The following is a 19,056-nucleotide window of genomic DNA, read 5'->3' as shown; positions in this document are numbered from 1 at the left end:
ATTTTTTTAAAAAAAGGCTTATTAATTAATTTTTCTTTGTTGAAACCATCTATCATTTAACGATAAGCCTATATTGACTTTAAAATAACTTTCCTCTATAAGGTTTGCATCTGTTGTTCCGCGTCTTCCCAATTCAAAACCTACATTTAGGTTAGAGAAATCTGCGCCCAACGGTAAACCTAATCCAAAAGTTATGCCAAAGTTGTTTATCTCTTTATTGTTGATGGTCATTCCGGTTACATCATACCTAAGGCCGGCCCTATATGTAATACGGTTAAAATACCCGGTCAACGAACGATAGTCGGGAATCCAATACCCTCCCAAAGCATAGGTGTTGGCATCGCCATAGTCGATATTATCCAGTCCTAGGAAGGTGTTTTCAAAATCGCCCATCTGTTGAAAACTGTATTCTGCTCCCAAAAACCATTTCTTATTTTCTCCAAAACCGAGGCCAAAAGTGGTTCTAGTGGGTATTTTCAACTCTGTATTCCTAAGATTGGATGCATCCAAGTCCACATCCACCACCTCAACATTGTTTCCGGTTACCAGTGAAAACGACCCCAATGTCTGGGTATTTTCCGAAGTAAGGTTTCCTTGCGTATTTACAAGTACGGATGTGTAAAGGGTATATTTGTCCTTAATGGTCGGGTTATAATTGAGGGCATATTTAAAATCGTATCCATTTATCTTGGATTCGCGATCGTCCAAAGTTCCGAATTGTACGCCCTCCACACTTTGAATCCTTTGATATTCCAAGGTGCCAAAATTAAAGTTGGCCGTAACCCCAAAACTCAAATTTTTAATAGGCTCAAACCCAATGGAAGCATATAGCCGATTGAGCCCTCCTTCACCTTCAAAAAAGTTGGAGACCTCCCCATTTGCCGAGTTCGAAGTTGAATTCAAACTGTAGCCCACCGATGAATAGGGCATTATCCCGAAACCAAATCCTACGTTTTTCGCCAATGGAAAGCCAATGGCCAGATAATCCAAATTGGTCACCGAGGTTCTTTGTTCCTCATTCCAGCTCTTGAGCTGATACTCTTTGTGGGAGATTCCCGCGGTGTAGGCGGTCAGTCTAAGTTTGGAATATGCCGCCGGATTTGAAAGGTTGATATGGATACTGTCCCCATACATACTTACACCCCCCATCATCTGGGTATCCACTGCTCCTTTGTCCCTATCGTCGCCTATTCCAAAGTAAGAATATGGCGAAATGGTTCCATTTTGTGCAAACGCTCCATGTGCAACCACGCAGAGAAAAGCAATCAGAATCTTTTTAATCATTCAATTTGTATTGTATTCCAGTAGGCAATTAAGTCCTTCCAAGAGAAATTTGGAGTTCGCAAATATGGTGTTTTTTAGCCTTTTGGCAAAAAAATGGGAGTCCCCGCCTGTTAAAATAACTGTTAAATCTTGAAAACGAGAGCGATATTGGTCGATTACCCCATCAACTTCTTGCGACACTCCGTTTATAACTCCGCTGTGCATACATGTTTCGGTACTGTTGCCGATAAAATCCAAAAGTTCGTCGGGGGCCAGCAAGGGAAGACCGGCGGTTTGCTCGTGCATGGCGCGGTACCTCATCCGAACGCCGGGAGAAATTGCCCCTCCCACATATTCGCCTGCATTGTTCACCATATCGTAGGTGATACAGGTACCGGCATCTATCACCAAGGTATTGCCACGGGAATTTTGGTAATAAGCGGCGGCAGCAAGTGCCAAGCGGTCCACGCCCAAGGTCTGCGGTGTGGCATAACTGTTCTTAAAGGGCATTTTGGAATCGCTGGTAAGCACGTGCACCTTGCAAAAAAGGGCCACTACGTCCCGTTCCTTTCGGTCCAATTTACCTACGGAGGATAGTATGGCCTTGTTTATCCGGGGATATTTCTCGAACAGTTCCTTAATTTTGGAAAGGAACAACACAGATTCGAAACTATGGTCGTAGATGATGCTTCCGTTCTCAAAAACAGCGTATTTGATCAACGTATTGCCGATGTCGATTACCAGATTCATGCTACAAAGGTCGTTAATTGAAAAAAATCAAAACCTTTTTTTCGGGTTTTTGTTTGTATATCCTAATTTTGAAATTATATTTGCACCCGCTTAACAAAGCTTGGTACCTTAGCTCAGTTGGTAGAGCAACGGACTGAAAATCCGTGTGTCCCTGGTTCGATTCCTGGAGGTACCACTTTTAAGTTTCAAAGAAGCTCTGTAGGTCAAAGACTTACGGAGCTTTTCTTTTTTCAGGGGGCGAATGAGTTTATCATCATTTATCAGACAAGTTATCAATACTATAATAATACTCATTTCCGCAATTGCAATCCTCAATTAGATTTGGTTCAAAATAATTAATATAGTCCCTTACTGTCTTAAGCGAGTAACCATAATTAAACCTTAGCAAGCTCCTGTATACATCTTTATACTTAGTATTTGTTTCTTCCTTTATTGGCTTAAGATGAACTATTTTATTTCTTAATTCTATTGTCTTAGTCAAAACAAAATTCCCTCTTTTACTATGACGTTTAAATGTTTTACCATGAATCTCTCTCCCCGCAATTTTCTAGCGAACCGGTAAGGCAGCAAGACAACGGTTAGCCCCCCACATGGGCGCTTTTTTTACTGTTCTTGAACTCACTGGGGCTCAGCCCAAATTTCTCCTTAAAGATCTTGGAAAAATAACTCCGGCTCGTAAACCCGATGGAGTAGACCACTTCGGAGATGTTCATTTCGGTGGTGGCAATGTAGTTTCTGGCCAGTTCCAGGCGGGCGTGCCTAATATATTCGGTCACCGTTTTGTTGTAGAGCAGTTTAAAGCCTTCCTGTAGTTTGGCCTGGGTAAGCCCGGTCTCGGCGGAAATGTCCTCCAACGAAAAATCCTTGGCAATGTTCTTTTCTATCTTTTTGGCATAGTTGCGAACCACTTTTAACTCCCTTTTCAGCAGACTGGTCTGCGGCCGTTTGTCCAACACCTCTTTGTTGTGCTGGATCATGTGCATGGAAAGAATCTGGTACACCAGCCCCTCGATCATCATAATACGGATCATTCCTTTGGTCTTCACCTTTTTTATGGCCGTTACCATCTCGGCCATTTTTAGGTTGTAGGATCCATAGTAGGCAAAAACCTTTTCGTGGTCGGTATCCAAAAATACTTGGTACAGCTTTTTATTGAGTTCTTCGCCCTGGTTCAATCTTTTGCGCAAAAATGGTTTTCTGCGCACCTGTATCACGGTTTGGGAAATTTTTACATCCTTGGGAAAATACCTGTCAGTAATCCCACCATCGCGATTGGTAAGGATAACGGACTGGAACTGCTCCATGATCTTGATCTTTTCTTCTGGCTGGTACCCGAACTTGTGCCCGCAATAGCCCTCCAAACAATAATAGAAGCTGATCGGATTAAAGTCCGTTGTGTCCACTTCTATCAAAACCTCATCAAAAAAGGTAATGTCCAACTCCAACAAGCTCACGCCCCAGTCAAACGTTATAAAACGTATATTGCCCTTTGCCTTGTCGTTGGAAACTTTCAACTGGTGCTGCCCCCACTGTTCTTCTATAGCTCCTCCTAAAACATTTTTTATCTGCTCTACAGATTCCGCAGTATCCTGGGCCTTTACTTTAATTTTGATCATTAGGTCTACAACTGACTTTTGTTTGATTATTGGGTCTAAATCCTATAAATATACTCTTTGTTGGCCTTTGTACAAGGTCGGGGGCCTAATTACATATATCAAAAGCAACACGATTAAAATTATTTGCGTCAACCTTTCCGAGCTTCTTTTGCTTACTTGGGGTCATATTACAGAAGATTATGATTTACAAACTTTCAAATGAAGCTAGCACAAGTGAGATAGAAAAGGAGTTTGGAATTCCCTTCAGATATCCAAATTTATACACTCCCAACCCATTGATCAACGGCTTTAATGAGACCAACATAAGCGTGGTGACGATGGAGAACAAAAATGAGATAACATTTGCCATCTGGGGCCTTATGCCGCAGGATTTTAAAGAAGATTGGTACATTTTCCAAGACAATGCCAATACTTTGAACGTGCAACTGGATGAATTGGAAAACGTTTCTTGGATGAAGGATTCCTTTAAAGAAAGGCGTTGCGTGATCATTGTCACCGGATTTTACACCCATTTGTTGGACAACGGCAATACCTGTAGCTATTATATTCAACAAGAATCTGAAAAGCCGTTCTACTTGGCGGGCACATACAATATGTTGAACGATGGATTTTTATGTACCGCCCTGATGGTCGGCAAAACCGACACATTTGTTTCGAACTATCACAACATCAGCAACCTTGCCCCCATTATTGTTCCAAAGGAAAAAGTATCGGTTTGGCTGAACGATGGCCATGACATGGAAAGCCTAAAAGGAATTATTGAAAGGCCACATAACACCAAGTTGAAGGCCAAACGTATTTCCAACGAATTCTTTCTAAAAAACTTGACCTCAAATTATCAGATAGATTCCCTGTTTTCCTAAAAAATGGATACAAACCATTATGCATCAATATATTAAGGTTCTATTTTTTTGAGTCAACATATAATCGGAAAACGGCAAGCTTCGGGAAAAAAGTAAACGACATTTGTAATGTACCGATTAAAGGATAATCGGACACTAACTTAAAAACACTACTATTATGTTACGTTGGACAATCATCTTTATCATCTTGGCCATTATTGCCGGTGTATTCGGTTTTGGTGGAATCGCTGCAGGTGCAGCAAGTATAGCCAAGATTCTATTCTTCATATTTATTGTGCTGTTTATCATATCGTTGATATCAGGAAGAAAAAGATTATAAAACCAAGAAATACAATAAAATCATTAACCCTTAAATATAGAACCCATGAGAAAATCAATAAGTTTATTCGCTATTTTTATGACAATGGCGCTTACCTTGAGTATGACGAGTTGCAGAGAAACAAATGAAGATAAGGCAGAAGATGCCATAGAAGAAGTAGAGGATGCTGCTGAAGATGTAGGTGATGGTATCGAAGACGCGGCCGAAGACGTTGAAGACGAAGTAGAGGACGCTACAGACGACAGCCCTCAATAAAATAACTATTAGCACACACTGGAAAAACTCTGGCACCATCGCCAGAGTTTTTTTGATTCGCACCAATTTTACCCCAAAATACGGGAGCGGTAAATTCATTTCGTTATACCTTAGGAGAAACAAACACCACCATTAGCTGTGAAGACCGCTCTAACCGTAATCTACATTCTTACCTCCGTTTGGGCCATTGGAGCCATCATCTACCATGGCAGGAGGCCATCAAGATCCATAAGTTGGGCGCTTGCCATTATTTTTCTTCCTTATTTGGGCGCGGCGCTTTATTATTTATTCGGTATGAACCGCCGAAAGTTCAAGTTTTTCAATACCAAAGAGTTCGACAAAAGAAATAAGTATACCCACCCCAAGATTTCCGCCCAAGAAAAATTCTTGACCCATTTTGATGATGATATCCGAAAAGAGCGGCTCAATAGATTGATCGAGACCAATTCCGACAGCACGGCAAAAAAAGGGAACTCCATAACCGCGCTCCAAGATGGGGGCGAAACCTTCAATGTCCTATTCAAGGCGATGGAGAAAGCAGAAAAGTTCATCCACGTTCAATATTATATTTTGGAAAGAGGCTACCTACTGGACAAAATGCTTGAGCTTTTTAAAAGAAAAATACGGGAAGGCGTAGAAGTTCGAATCATCTACGACTCCCTTGGAAGCTACAAACTACGTGGGCGGCCCAGGAAAGAGTTTGAGGACATCGGCGTAAAAATATATCCCATAATGCCGATACGGTTAACCAATTTATTGTTCTCCCTCAATTTTAGGAACCATCGAAAAATCGTCATCATCGATAACAAAATCGCTTTTACCGGTGGGGTAAATGTATCCGATAAATATATAAGTCGAAAAAATGAGCTGGGCAAATGGAAGGATATCCACCTAAAACTAGAAGGCCCCATTGTAAACGACCTACACCTTATTTTTCTGAAAGATTATTTTTTTGCGAGCAACAAGGAAGATTTTCATATCCCTGATTACCTTACCGAACAGCAAAAGGCCGGCGATGTGAACGCGCAACTTGTTGCAGGTGGACCAGATTCGAAGCATCCCACTATAATGCAGCAGTACCTCGGCATGATGAACCAGGCCCAAAAGTCCATTTGTATAGCGAACCCCTACTTTGTTCCAGGGGAAGCCTTTTTGGAGAACATGAAAATAGTTGCCATGGAAGGTGTGGAAATTCGTTTGTTGGTCCCTAAAAAATCGGATTCAAAAGCCGCTAAATTTGCCATGCTCTCCCACTTTGAGGAATTATTGGAAGTAGGGATCAAAATTTATTTCCGGGACGACTTTTCCCATAGTAAGATTATGATCGTGGACGATGACCTGGTCTCCATCGGTTCTGGGAATTTTGACATCCGAAGTTTTGAGCTCAATTATGAGACGAACATCCTTATCTACAACAAGGAAATCACTACAGAAATGATCGGCGAGTTCGAAAAACTATGTGAAAAAGCGGATTTGGTCACATTGGAACGCTATCAAAACAGAACAATCTGGCTAAGATTTCTTGAAGGTCTTTTCAAATTCTTCAAACCCGTCATCTAATCTTCCTGCTTATTTGAATCAATGATTAATTTATTTGAGATAAGCAGATTCTGGGGCAGAATTACCTTTGTGTCAAAATAAAACTATCATGAAAAACGCAATTTTATTTCTATTTTTAATCGGAACAACAGCACTTAGTGCCCAAAGTATATCCAAGAACGCATTGGGTATAAGAGTTGGTGACAATGACGGTTTTGGAGGGGAAATCTCCTATCAGCGTTATTTGCACGAGAACAACAGATTGGAGTTCGACCTTGGCTGGAGAGATTCCGATAATGTAGAAGCCTTTAAACTGGTAGGTCTTTATCAGTGGGTAATGCCCATAGATGGAGGATTCCATTGGTACGTAGGTGCCGGTGGTGGTGTTGGGTCTTTTGATGCAGGTGAAAACGATGGTGCATTTGCTTTAATCGCCGGGGATATCGGTATTGAATATGATTTTAACATTCCCCTGTTGATCTCTTTGGATATGAGACCAGAGATCGGTTTCAACGATAACTACTCGGACGACCTTGATCTGGACATCGCCTTGGGACTTAGGTACCAGTTTTAAGAAAACAGATAATCACATTAAAAAGGGCAAATTGTAATTTGCCCTTTTTTTAACCCATAAATTTTGAAAAGAAAACTAAAACTACTTTTACTACTACCCCTATCGGTATTTTTAGTTATCATTATTTTGAAGAAACCCAAAAATACCATACCGGAAAGCATTGAGCAGGAGGCGAGAATCGCCTTGGGCTACTTTCCGGAACTCAAGGGCATCCCTATTGAATTCAAGTTTAAAAAGAACATCAAAAAATCGGTGATGCAGGCCCAACCTACATGGAGCGGACTGCTAAAACCAAAGAACAAGCGCAGCTATGTGATCTTGATCAGTGAAAAGTTCAAGATATCCGGTGAAGAATTCAAGACCGTGGATGTACCAAAAGATGTTCTGATCGGATGGCTCGGTCACGAACTTGGGCATGTTATGGACTACCAACAACGAGGCAACCTCAATCTTATAGGTTTTGGCATTCGATATGTGCTATTGAAAGAGTTTGTCAAAAAAGCAGAACGTGCCGCTGACTCCTTTGCCGTATCCAGGGGAATGTCCGAATACATTCTGAAAACAAAGCGGTTTATCCTCGACAACTCAGAAATAGACGAGGCCTATAAGACACGCATCAAACAATATTACCTTTCTCCGGATGAGATTATGGAAATGGTAAAAGAACTGGACTCCATAGAAGGAAATGGTTAAGCTTTTTGGGATACAAAATCCTCCCACTCCTTAAAACGTTCCTCTCCCATTACACGCTCCATTTTCACTTGGCCTCCCTTTTTCTTGTTGGCACCGCTCCATTCCGCAAACATTTTCTGGGGCACAAAGTGGATCTTTACGCCTTCCAAAGCTTTGCTACGTGCCACTTTATAGTTTTTATTGGCTTCCTTCAAGTATTTGTCCAAAACATCTGCCGTTTTCTCTTCGTCCAATTTGCTATCGGAACCCAAATACCATGTGTGGTAAAATCCATCATCAAAACGTTTGGCGCATAGCGTGTATTCCGGCACCTTAATATCGAGTTCATCTTCCAAATGCTTCACTGCATCGTTAAGTTTGTTGACGGAAAGCTGGGAACCAACAGTGTTCAAAAAGAATTTGGTGCGACCTGTAATCTTGATCTCGGCCCGTTCCACATCGGTAAACGCAATGGTGTCTCCGATTATGTAGCGCCAAGCACCTGAAACCGTTGAAATAATCAGGACATAATCCACATCTTCCTCGACCTCATCCAAAGTAATTGAAGGAGCATCATCCGTCAATGAACCATCTTGGTTAACATATTTGGGTTCGAAGGGAACAAACTCAAAATAGATTCCATTGTCCGTAATCAATTTCATGGAAGAGGTTTCCGGTCTGTTCTGGCAGGCAAAAAATCCTTCCGAAGCCAAATAGGTATCAATAATTTGAATCGGGTGGTCCAGCAACGCATTGAAACTTTTTTCATATGGATCAAAAGCAACTCCTCCCGAAGTGTATGCCCGTAGATTGGGCCATATTTGATGGATATTGTCTACATTGTGATAATCGATTACCTTTTTGAGCATAAGCTCCATCCAAGATGGTATTCCGCTCAAGGCTCCAATATCCCAGTTTTTGGCATTTTTAGCTATGGTGAGCACCCTTTCGTCCCAATCGTCAATTTGGGCAATTTGCTCGCCGGGCTTATAATATTTTTTGAACCAAAAGGGTATGTTGCTGGCACTGATACCACTGATTTCCCCTTCCTTTTTGCCATCTCGTTCATGTAAGTTGGTGGAACTTCCCAACATCATGATCTCCTTCTCGAAAAAGTCCGCGGGCATATCAAAATTACTCATCGCATAAACTTGATGCCTTCCTGCTCGGGTTATGGAATCGATCATATCTTCAGTTACGGGAATCCTTTTGGATTTCTTGCCCGTGGTTCCAGATGATAACGCAAAAAAGTCAGGGCTTCCAGGCCAAGTAACATCAGGTTCACCATCAATAGTCTTGCTCCACCACTCTTCGGTGATTTTTTTATAATCGTGATAAGGTATGGTTTCGGCAAATGCTTTCTGGATATTATCCGACTTTAAAATAGCCACAAAATCATATTGCTTGCCAAATTGGGTATCCTTGGCTTTGCCCAATAATTCTTTGAGCACTTCCTTCTGTTCTTCAACAGGGTTGGGTTCCCCGCTCAAGGCTTCTTTTGCCTCGATAACCCCCTTAATTATATTCCCAATGATAGCCATACCGAATAATTTTAACAAAGTAAAATTACCTATATCTACAGGTTGGGGTTTACTCAATCCATTTTTTGATCAACTTAAATGATCTTAAAAAGTAAGAGCAGCAAAAACAGGTGAAGAAGTCTTGGAAATTTTATAGGAAACCGGCTGTTCCAACTTATTGGCTATTTTGGAATAAAGAGGTTCAGGTGTATCTCCATGCACCGAGACATTGCCGTTGGATGCATCTATCTCTATTGCCACCAAAGAAAGGTAAGGCATAAGGTGTTCTGCCTCTTTTATTACTATCTTTACCACCTGAAGCCGCACGGCATACTCTAAATCCACTTCTTGTTTGTGGTCTAAAGCAGTCTTTCCCGATAAGTTTTTCCAGATGATTTCCAAGTCAAAAATTTTTGAAGCAAAAATACTTCAAATAACGACAAATTTACAATTAAGTTACGTTAATTTAACATTGATATTGATTTGGACTTGTTGTTTCCAGCAAATTGTTCAAGAAAAAAGTTACACAGAATCAATTGCTTAACACTTCTTTTGCTATCCTATTTAGATTTTTTCAACACTTCACCAATAGACTTCTTAATGTTTTCATAAATATGAAAATCAAATCGTTCCATAGGCAAAAAATATCAAACTAACTCTTATATTTAGCCGATTGCGAATAATTTTAAAAACAAAAAATGACCCACGAGTTACTACAAAAGGCGGAAGAGTTTGAAAAAAGGCCCATGAGCCACATGTCCACCAGCGATAGGGTTAAGGCCTCAAGAGAAGCAAAGAGCTTGATTCTTTCGATCAACGAGATTTATAAAAAGACCAAGGATTCCAAATTAATGGAAACCATGAAGAACATTACTGCTAAAAAGCGTAAAATAGAAAAACGGCTCAAAGGTTCGCCTTTGGCCTAAGATTTCTATCAAACACTAACTTTTATGGAAGGATATCGTCATTCCTAAGTGTCGGCATCCTTCCATAATTGTTTATACCCCTCACCCATAAAATCATAACATATTGTTTTTCAGTGTTTAAAGATTTAAAAAGACCTTCTCTTTTCCATTTTAGGTCTGTTTTCCCATTTACGTAACTTTTAGAACCAATTATGTCCAATTTACTGCAACCAATAAAAATCTGGATTGCGCACGGGTCTGTTTTGAATAATTTAGGGCTGAAGTTTTAACCCAACTAAATAACAAACACCAAAAAAATGAACACTGTAGAAGCAAAGCTTGGATACTTATTTTGGTACGCTGTAATTGCACTATCCGTTTACTCCCTTTTCAGTAGCATTTACCTTTACATTAATTAAACTATACTAAACACTACCACATCAATCAATTTCACCTATAGTTAAGAATGTGTTCTCACGGGGCTCCTGATCAGGCGCCCTTTTTTATTTCCATTCCATTCTTGGCAAGAGTCCTTCCAATTTATCAAGGGAACTTTCCACATTTCCATTATTTCTTCTGTAGGCCTCTTACGTGCATTCAGTTTTTGACATGTTGCCGGTATTTAGGACATATCTCGTTTCACAAGATACCGTTGTCAACATTTTGCTGCTCTATCAAATCAACAACTTCATCAATCTGCAAAGCCATTTTTGTAACTGGTTCTGTGTAAAGCCCATAGTTGGCTATTTATGACAAAGATCATGTGGAGAGCTTTCAAAAAAACTGATATTGATCAGAGCATATAGGTTGGTGAACGATTTTGTGATGTTTTACCAAATACGCAGTGTGAAGCACAATTTTTTTGGCAAAAAAGTGTTTGATAGTAATAACTGATAAATTTTCTTACGACACCAAGTGCGGCGGAAAAATATAGAATGTTCGCTGTTTTGAACAGATGAGTTGACAAGTATTAATAATAAGCTCCCGATTTAGATACTTAACATGCCGTTGATATCCTCAAAAAAAGAACTGATTTTTCCTTTGGCAATATTTGTCTTTTTTATCGCCATAGTATTCGCCCTGTGGAACAATTCGCTCAATACCCAGAAATCAAGCTACGTTAGGGAAATACAAAATACGGGAAGTCTAAGGGCAAAGGAATTCTTCTCCTTGGTAGAGTACAACATCAAATCCTTGGAGAACCTGAAACAGCGAATTGAAATGACCAATGGGTCTTACTTTGATTATTGGGAACGGGATGCCACCTTGATTATGGCACAAAATTCATCCTTTAGGTTTGTGGAATGGCTGGATAGTTCCATGGTCATACAAAAAGTTATCCCTATTGAGGAAAACAAAGCTGCCATTGGGCTAGATCTTACCACCCACCCCAGATATCCCGAATGGAAAAAACACATAAGCGATTCAATCACCAATATTTCACCCTGGACAAAACTGTACCAAGGAGGCAGTGCCTTTCTAGTGGATGCACCTGTCTATTTGAACGGTCGTTTTATGGGTTCGGTAACAGCGGGCATGGATTTTACTGCACCATTTAATGAGTTGGCGGCCGATTTGGACAAGTATGCAATTCAAGTAGAGGACGAGAAAGGCACTATATTTTATTCCAAAAACAATCCGAGAACAAACGAAATCGGAAAAGAATTTATTTTCACCACATCTTTTGAGGTGGACGTACTTGATGGACAAACATGGAAGTTCTCCCTTATGCCCGCCGAGTTAAACTTTTTGGCCGAAAGAAAACAATCCACTTACATCTATTTGGCATTTGGGCTACTGCTTTCCCTGCTAACCAGTTCCTTGGTATACTTTTACAGATCTTCCAGAAAAAAGAACAAGAACTTGCACGATGCCAACCTAAAATTAAAAGACCTCAACACATCCTTGAAAAAAGAACAGTTGAGAGCGGAAAAGGCATCCAGATCAAAAACGGAGTTCATATCCAATATGAGCCATGAAATTAGGACCCCATTAAATGCAATCATTGGGTTTATTGAAGTTTTAAAACTTTCGGAGATACAGAGTTCCCTGCAAGAATATCTTTCCCTTATGGATATTTCCTCCAAAAAACTGCTCCTTTTGGTGAACGACATCCTTGAAATCGACAAAATAGAATCCGGCAAAACAACTTTTAGGAACGACATTTTCTCTCCATTGGATGAACTAAAAAACATTATCAGGATTTATAGGCGAACTGCTGAAGAAAAATGTCTCTATATCGATTTGAACCAAGTATCGCAAAGCCAAGTGGAAGCCTTTGGGGACATCGGGAAATACGGTCAGATAATAACCAATATTTTACGAAACTCCTTGAAATTCACAGAAACGGGAGGAATTACCATCTCCTACGAAGAACATGTAGTGGATAACTACCTTTCAATTGCCATTTCCATAAAAGATTCTGGAATTGGCATCCCAAAAGATAAACTAAATACCATTTTTGATCGATTTACACAAGTAGAGGTCGGAAAAGCCAAACGTCATGAAGGCAGCGGACTTGGATTGTACATTACCTCCAAACTTGTAGAACTCCTAGAGGGGAAAATTGATGTGACAAGTCAAGAAAACATAGGAACCGAATTTCATTTATCCCTTAAATTCCCTGTTTCGGACAGTAGTGGCTCCGTAAACAGTAAAGGACAAGAATCGATTGATTTGAGCGGCTGTCGGGTTTTGATTGTAGATGATAACCGAGTGAATGTAATTGTACTACAAAAGACTCTCGAAAATCTGGGGGTCCATTCCGATTCGGTCTCCAATGGGGTCGAGGCCATTGAAGCTGTTAAAAAGAGCGACTATCTTTTGGTCTTCATGGATGTCCACATGCCAAAAATGGATGGATTCAAAGCCACCAAGGAGATTAGAAAGTTTAATGAAACCATCGGAATTATTGGCCTTTCGGCAGATGTAACAAAAGAGGCGATCGATGAGGCCAAGGGTGTTGGCATGAACGACTACTTTACTAAACCCATTTCTTTTGACAAGCTAAGAAAACACTTGCCCAATTACCTCATCAAAATATCCTAAAGCTTCCCTCCTATTTTTTCTGCACAATACCAAAAAGTCAACTATTGTACATTTAAAAAATCATAATGGTAGTATATTTGGGTAGATGAACAAAAGATGACCATTCTTTGCACAAAATGAAAAGTAAGTATTGGATCGTCTTGCTGACCAACAGCTTAAAGTGTCGGTTACCAAAACAAAGCAATTGAGCAAAAACCTACTTTTGATCCTTACCCGTAACCCCGAACTTGGTAAATGCAAAAGCCGATTGGCCGCCAAAGTGGGAGACCAAGCAGCTTTGGACATTTATAACTTTTTATTGGACAAGACCGTGTCGTTTACCAAAGATTTGAAGGTCGAAAAATGGGTCTATTATTCAGAAACCATTTGGATGGATGATATTTGGGACAACAAGGTCTACAAAAAGAAACTTCAGGTCGGGAAAGATTTAGGCGAACGGATGATAAATGCTTTCGATGAAGGATTCATGGCGGGTTTTGAGAACATCATCATTATAGGCAGCGATATGTTTCACCTGGACCAAACCGATTTGGAAGCAGCTTTCTCCAAACTAATGGACCACGACTTTGTTTTGGGGCCCGCAGAAGATGGTGGATACTACCTTTTGGGGATGAAATCCTTAAAAAAGGAACTGTTCCAAAACAAAGAATGGGGCACAAATACTGTACTTGCTGATACATTATCCGACATAAAAGATGAAAAGTTTGTGCTTTTAGATGAGAAGAATGATGTGGATTACTACGAAGACATTAAAGACATTGAGGCCTTTGCGCCTTTCTTAAAACATATGGAAGAATGACAAAAATACAGATAGCAGAATCCGTTGAATACTTAAAAAAACGAGGTTTTGAAACACCAGAAATTGGTATAGTTCTAGGTACGGGATTAGGACAATTGGTGGACAACATAGAAAACCCCATTGAGGCCCATTACAATCATATTCCACATTTCCCATTGGCAACGGTGGAATTCCATACGGGCAAATTGATCTATGGCACGATCGAGGGCAAAAAAGTCATCGTAATGCAGGGACGTTTTCACTTGTATGAAGGTTACGATTTTATCGATATAACCTACCCCATACGTGTAATGCATCAATTGGGAATCAAAAAATTGTTCGTGTCCAATGCTGCGGGAGCCATCAACCTGGAATTTAAAAAAGGGGATATTATGTTGATCGAAGATCACATTAACCTTCAAGGGGGTTCACCTTTGGCATTTAAAAATGTATCCGAGTTCGGCGACCGATTTGTGGATATGAGCGAGCCCTACGACCCAGAAATGCGTAAAAAAGTTGAAGCCATAGCTGCTCGCGAGGATATTTCTTTGAAAAAGGGAGTCTATGTCTCCGTGGTAGGACCACAACTGGAAACCAAGGCAGAATACCGAATGCTCAAGATCATGGGTGCCGACGCCGTGGGAATGAGCACCGTCCCCGAGGTAATTGTTGCGAATCATTTACGACTACCCATTGTAGCGGTATCGGTATTGACCGATGAATGCGACCCCGACAACCTGCAACCTGTCGAAGTACAGGAAATTTTGAAGATTGCAGGGCAAACGGAACCCAAAATGATCAAACTATTCAAAGAACTAATCAAAGAACTATGAGCTATTTAGACGCCACCCAAGACCTATACAAACAAGCGGCCCTAACACCCGATGTGGGGCTTTGCTGCACCACCAACCCCATTTGGCAGTTCCCCGGGCTTTCCATTCCCAAGATCATGCAAGAGATGAACTATGGCTGTGGAAGCACCGTTTCCGCACAGGATTTGGTCAACAATCCCAAAATTCTATATGTTGGTGTAGGAGGCGGAATGGAACTGCTGCAATTCTCTTATTTTTCCAGACAGATGGGTGGTGTAACCGGGGTGGATTCCGTAGATGAGATGTTGGAGGCTTCCCGAAAGAACTTCAAAATAGCCGAAGAAGAAAACGATTGGTTCAAGAGCGAATACGTGAATTTGGTGAAAGGTGATGCATTGAACCTTCCCGTGGAGGATGAAAGTATCGACGTGGCAGCACAGAATTGCCTTTTCAATATTTTTAAGATAGATGACCTTAAAAAAGCCGTTTCCGAAATGTACCGCGTACTGAAGCCTCACGGAAGATTGGTGATGAGCGATCCCATTTGCGAGCAGCCCATGAGCGGCGAGCTGCGCAACGATGACCGCTTGAGGGCACAATGTCTGAGCGGTAGCATTCCCTTGAAAGATTATGTAAAAGTGTTGACGGATGCCGGTTTTGGCACCATAGAAATCAGAGGCAAACGATCGTACAGGGTGTTATCGCCGAACCATTACCCCACCAAAGAGCTCATTCATATTGAATCCATCGAAATAGCCGCCATAAAAGACCCGATGCCAGCCGATGGTCCCTGCGTTTTTACGGGAAAAACAGCTATTTATTTTGGAGACGAGGCATATTTTGATGATAAGAAGGGACATGTACTACTACAAAACCAACCTTTGGCGGTATGTGACAAAACAGCTGCTGCCTTGGCTAGTGCTTCGGATGAAATCTTTATAAGTGAAAGTACATACCACTATAACGGTGGCGGGTGTTGCTAGTTTATTTTGAAATAGCTTCTTTAGGAGATTCATAATCCAATAAAATCCCCTCGGAAATCCATTTGGCCAATGCCTGTCGGTTATCGGGGTCCAGGATTCTACGTTGGTCCTTTTTGTTTCTGATGTTGCCTATTTCAATGTAAGCCATGGCCGGAAGCGTGTTTTTAACTACGTACAAACTGCTTCTTTCCATAAAGGTACCGTTGTACAATCGGTTGGGCTGGAATTTTTTGTACTTCCTCAAAAATGTCTGGTGAATGCTTTCCGCAAGCCTTTTTCCGTTGGTACTCTTTTCGTGATGGTAGAAAAATACATCAATATTGGTACCCTCGCCCCTACTATCCACATGGGTGACCAAAAGACGTTGATATTTACCCGTATTCTTTGTATATAGATCATTGACAGCTTTGGTACGTTGCTTCAAACGCTCCAATTGGTCTAGCGGGATAGGCTGTGATTGAACAGTTTCGTCCGTATCCAGTTCAAGGATTCTTTTGTCCCTAATGCCATCGTTTCCGTCTTGGACAATGATATGTACTTCCGCCCCGTGGGATATAAGCTCGCGGGCCAATCGCAAGGTCACATCGTAGGCATATTCATCTTCAGCTATCAATTTTCCATTATGTTTTTCTATGGCTCCCGGGTCGGGGCCACCATGGCCAGAAATCAAATAATACACGGTGTTCTTTAAGCGCGAACTTGCCTTATCTACTTTTTTAAAATCCTCCCCAAAAATGGAGTACGTGATGCCCTCTTCCACCGTTTCAACCGTTTTTGTTTCCAAAGTATCGGGCAGCATATAATGCCTGCCCAAAATCAAGGATTCATCCTCGCCCAAATCCTCTGCATTTAGTTTCACAAAGTTGTTGTAGTGTTTTGTTGGGCTCACCCCGTGTCTTCGCAGTAACGAATAAATACCATCACCTTCTTCCGCCATGACTTTGGGAAAATCCTCTTGGCCCCATAAGGTGGACTGAAATATAAACAAAACGCCCAGCAATGGCGTAAACCAATTAAGTCTCATTTAATTCTCAAATTCTAAATCAACATAATCATTAATAATGCCATTACTAATTAGATCGGCAAATTCTTTTTTGTTTGGTTTGAGTGATATCTTGCTTTTTGATGTCCGACTCGTGTTCTCTATCGTCATTATACTGATGGCGGGAAGAATGTTTGTAGCCAAATATAAGCTGTTTTTGTCCTCAAAAACCAAACTGGATTCATCAATGGTAGTACTGGAAACGTTGTTCTCCTTAAACACATTCTGTATATTCTCTGCAAAACGCTGGCCTTGGGCACTTTTATCATAATGGTACACAGCCACTGCCATATTACCAGTCTCGATTACATTTTCAGCCCGAATCAACAAAACCCGTTGGTATTTTCCAGTATTCTTTATGTATCTTTTATTGATGACCTGTACATAGTCCCCAAAAGTATTGTCTACCGAAATTCCTTCGTCTTCAGAGTCACGTAACAAGTCATCACCCATGACATACACATGGGCTCCATTCAACATCAATTCTCCTGCAATACGTTGTGTAACATCATTCACAAAACCATTCTCCGTTCCAGAGATATTCTCAGCAATAAGATAGTATACAGCATCTTTCAGCTTATCACTTTTAAGGGACATTTCAGCCAGTTCCTTATCAAAAATAGGGGCTTCAGAGTCTTTTACCGTCTCGACCATTACCCCAGTTTTCTTTAAGGAATCATCCGCATAAGGAACCCTGTACGCTTCACCCAGTTTGAGGGCAGTACCTTCCGTTATTTTATCAGAATTCAATTCCAAAAACTCCCCGTAGTGTTTGGCAGGGTCAAGACCTTGTTTGCGCAGCAGCGAAAAAATACCGTCGCCCTGCTCGGCAACCACATTGTAATAGGTACTTTCCTGTCCCAACATAAATGTACAGGCCCATACCCAAAAAAGAAGGGATAATTTTAGTTTCATTACTGTATGTTTTTGGGTGGGATGTATTGCAAATATGGGGAAAAAACATATAGCATGGTTACGAATTAGTCCAAAATTTCCGACAAACCTTTACTTGTTCTTAAAGACTTGATTTTTTGACCTGGGTGTACTGCCTTCTAATGATGGATTCCGCTGGCTTATTTTGGGGCGTAAATCGATTGTCCGCATGTCCGCCAACTTGATCGTGCTGCATGAACCATTTCCAGACAAATCCCCCGGCAAACCAATCCTCGCTCCAGAACTCATTAAAAAGAACCTGTGTGGCATCGGCTTGTGCCTTGAGGTTCACATTCATTTGGTTACGGTCCACCAACCAAGGCTTTTTGCCCGTAAAATCCATGCTTCGGTACCCAAACTCTGTAAAAAGAATAGGTTTATCTTCCTGTTTGGCAAGTTCCCGCATTTTGGTCTTCCAGGGTTGCCAACCTTCCGTTAGCGTTTCTATCGTAGGGTTTTCCCGTTCGCAAAGCGGAAAATAGGCGTTCACACCAATAAAATCCAAATCCGACCAAAAAGGTGTTTTTGCATACTCGTCCCAGTTGGCGGCATAGGTAATCTTGCCCGTGTACACTTCTCTTACCTTTTTAATAAGATCGTTCCAAAACCCAGGCCGTTCGTTCACAAAGGTTTTTAGCTCAGTTCCTATACAAAATATGTCGCTTTGGGTTTCTTCCGCCATCTCGGCATAAAGTAGAATAAATGCTTCGTAGGATGCTTCCAGTTTTTCCCAATCTTCTTCTGAAGGCATTTTCATGTTACCAGTAAATTGACCATCAAAAATCCATATTTGGGGTTTTACCATCACGCTTACCCCATTTTGATGCAACTTTTCTATGTACTGCTTTGCTCCTTCCCTGCGCTCACCATACCATTGCCTATCCGTATTAAAAATCAGTTCGGGGGAATCCAAATCCCTAATGAATCCAAACGGCATCACGGCGGCATAATTGGCGCCCACTTTAAGAACGGGGTCGATATGGTGTTGGGCGACTTCCTCCCCCGAGGCGACAAAACTGACACCATTGACTTTATCAAACTTGCTAGTTGCGCAAGAGGCAAAAACAAGCACACATAAATAAATCAGCTTTTTCATAATGATTGCGAACGCTTTAAAAATAATCATTTTAAAACATCATCCGACCGCCAAATTCTTATTAAATTTCATCTTTCTGTTAAGTTTT

General features: G+C 41.0%; 19 protein-coding genes and 1 tRNA gene. 12 read left to right on the top strand and 8 right to left on the bottom strand.

The window, feature by feature from the left end:
• Window positions 1–21: 21 nt before the first annotated feature.
• The gene (locus tag K1F36_RS08135; RefSeq protein ID WP_220113378.1) at window positions 22–1,284 is read right to left on the bottom strand and encodes a BamG family beta-barrel-assembly machinery protein; all 1,263 of its coding nucleotides are present in this window, start codon (window positions 1,282–1,284) and stop codon (window positions 22–24) included.
• Window positions 1,285–2,013, bottom strand: a complete 729-nt coding sequence (locus K1F36_RS08130; protein WP_220113377.1) for a type III pantothenate kinase — start codon at window positions 2,011–2,013, stop codon at window positions 1,285–1,287.
• A gap of 102 nt (window positions 2,014–2,115) precedes the next feature.
• Here K1F36_RS08130 and K1F36_RS08125 point away from each other — a divergent pair.
• Window positions 2,116–2,188, top strand: a tRNA-Phe gene (locus K1F36_RS08125).
• A 403-nt stretch (window positions 2,189–2,591) separates the two neighbouring features.
• On the opposite strand, the gene K1F36_RS08120 is transcribed toward K1F36_RS08125, so the two are convergent.
• Window positions 2,592–3,629, bottom strand: coding sequence for a helix-turn-helix domain-containing protein (locus K1F36_RS08120; RefSeq protein ID WP_220113376.1), 1,038 nt, complete (start codon window positions 3,627–3,629; stop codon window positions 2,592–2,594).
• 179 nt (window positions 3,630–3,808) lie between these two features.
• Between K1F36_RS08120 and K1F36_RS08115 the strand changes: the two genes are divergently transcribed.
• From K1F36_RS08115 to K1F36_RS08090, 6 genes are all read left to right on the top strand, one after another.
• The gene (locus K1F36_RS08115; RefSeq protein WP_220113375.1) at window positions 3,809–4,492 is read left to right on the top strand and encodes an SOS response-associated peptidase family protein; all 684 of its coding nucleotides are present in this window, start codon (window positions 3,809–3,811) and stop codon (window positions 4,490–4,492) included.
• A gap of 157 nt (window positions 4,493–4,649) precedes the next feature.
• The gene (locus K1F36_RS08110) at window positions 4,650–4,811 is read left to right on the top strand and encodes a DUF1328 family protein (RefSeq protein WP_108245962.1); all 162 of its coding nucleotides are present in this window, start codon (window positions 4,650–4,652) and stop codon (window positions 4,809–4,811) included.
• 84 nt (window positions 4,812–4,895) lie between these two features.
• Window positions 4,896–5,066 (top strand): hypothetical protein, encoded by a 171-nt coding sequence (locus K1F36_RS08105; protein WP_258538987.1) that lies wholly within the window; start codon window positions 4,896–4,898, stop codon window positions 5,064–5,066.
• A gap of 138 nt (window positions 5,067–5,204) precedes the next feature.
• Window positions 5,205–6,626 carry a cardiolipin synthase gene (gene cls, locus K1F36_RS08100; RefSeq protein WP_220113373.1) on the top strand — a complete coding sequence of 474 codons (1,422 nt, stop codon included), beginning with the start codon at window positions 5,205–5,207 and terminating at the stop codon, window positions 6,624–6,626.
• Between the two features lie 88 nt (window positions 6,627–6,714).
• Window positions 6,715–7,179: a hypothetical protein gene (locus tag K1F36_RS08095; RefSeq protein WP_220113372.1), complete on the top strand. Its 465-nt coding sequence runs from the start codon at window positions 6,715–6,717 to the stop codon at window positions 7,177–7,179.
• Between the two features lie 63 nt (window positions 7,180–7,242).
• Window positions 7,243–7,872 (top strand): hypothetical protein, encoded by a 630-nt coding sequence (locus K1F36_RS08090; protein WP_220113371.1) that lies wholly within the window; start codon window positions 7,243–7,245, stop codon window positions 7,870–7,872.
• Here K1F36_RS08090 and K1F36_RS08085 read toward each other — a convergent pair.
• Both K1F36_RS08085 and K1F36_RS08080 read right to left on the bottom strand, forming a co-directional pair.
• A complete protein-coding gene (locus tag K1F36_RS08085; protein WP_220113370.1) occupies window positions 7,869–9,392 on the bottom strand; it encodes a GH3 family acyl-acid amido synthetase in 1,524 nt (507 codons plus the stop codon). The two genes, K1F36_RS08090 and K1F36_RS08085, sit on opposite strands and share 4 nt — an antisense overlap.
• A gap of 84 nt (window positions 9,393–9,476) precedes the next feature.
• Window positions 9,477–9,773: a hypothetical protein gene (locus K1F36_RS08080; RefSeq protein ID WP_220113369.1), complete on the bottom strand. Its 297-nt coding sequence runs from the start codon at window positions 9,771–9,773 to the stop codon at window positions 9,477–9,479.
• 296 nt (window positions 9,774–10,069) lie between these two features.
• Between K1F36_RS08080 and K1F36_RS08075 the strand changes: the two genes are divergently transcribed.
• The 5 genes from K1F36_RS08075 (at window position 10,070) to arsM (ending at window position 15,897) form a co-directional block, all read left to right on the top strand.
• Window positions 10,070–10,297: a hypothetical protein gene (locus K1F36_RS08075; RefSeq protein ID WP_176619366.1), complete on the top strand. Its 228-nt coding sequence runs from the start codon at window positions 10,070–10,072 to the stop codon at window positions 10,295–10,297.
• Window positions 10,298–11,278: 981 nt separating this feature from the next.
• Window positions 11,279–13,324, top strand: coding sequence for a response regulator (locus tag K1F36_RS08070; RefSeq protein WP_220113368.1), 2,046 nt, complete (start codon window positions 11,279–11,281; stop codon window positions 13,322–13,324).
• Window positions 13,325–13,454: 130 nt separating this feature from the next.
• Window positions 13,455–14,123, top strand: a complete 669-nt coding sequence (locus K1F36_RS08065; protein WP_258538986.1) for a TIGR04282 family arsenosugar biosynthesis glycosyltransferase — start codon at window positions 13,455–13,457, stop codon at window positions 14,121–14,123.
• Window positions 14,120–14,935, top strand: coding sequence for a purine-nucleoside phosphorylase (locus tag K1F36_RS08060; protein WP_220113367.1), 816 nt, complete (start codon window positions 14,120–14,122; stop codon window positions 14,933–14,935). Before K1F36_RS08065 ends, K1F36_RS08060 begins: the two co-directional genes overlap by 4 nt.
• Entirely contained in the window at window positions 14,932–15,897 is a 966-nt protein-coding gene (gene arsM / locus K1F36_RS08055) for an arsenosugar biosynthesis arsenite methyltransferase ArsM (RefSeq protein WP_220113366.1), read from the top strand. The genes K1F36_RS08060 and arsM overlap by 4 nt, the downstream gene beginning before the upstream one ends.
• A 1-nt stretch (window position 15,898) precedes the next feature.
• Here arsM and K1F36_RS08050 read toward each other — a convergent pair whose 3' ends face one another.
• The 3 genes from K1F36_RS08050 to K1F36_RS08040 all read right to left on the bottom strand — a co-directional run bounded on the left by K1F36_RS08050 (window position 15,899) and on the right by K1F36_RS08040 (window position 18,968).
• Entirely contained in the window at window positions 15,899–16,921 is a 1,023-nt protein-coding gene (locus tag K1F36_RS08050) for an N-acetylmuramoyl-L-alanine amidase family protein (protein ID WP_220113365.1), read from the bottom strand.
• The gene (locus K1F36_RS08045; RefSeq protein ID WP_220113364.1) at window positions 16,922–17,854 is read right to left on the bottom strand and encodes a hypothetical protein; all 933 of its coding nucleotides are present in this window, start codon (window positions 17,852–17,854) and stop codon (window positions 16,922–16,924) included. It lies immediately after the preceding gene.
• A gap of 100 nt (window positions 17,855–17,954) precedes the next feature.
• Entirely contained in the window at window positions 17,955–18,968 is a 1,014-nt protein-coding gene (locus tag K1F36_RS08040) for a glycoside hydrolase family 113 (protein WP_220113363.1), read from the bottom strand.
• Window positions 18,969–19,056 lie beyond the last annotated feature (88 nt).

The sequence above is a fragment of the Flagellimonas abyssi genome (assembly GCF_019457905.1).
Classification (GTDB): Bacteria; Bacteroidota; Bacteroidia; order Flavobacteriales; family Flavobacteriaceae; genus Flagellimonas; species Flagellimonas abyssi.
The sequence above is the reverse complement of the archived record's forward strand: the minus strand, read 5'-3'. Positions and strand labels throughout refer to the sequence as shown.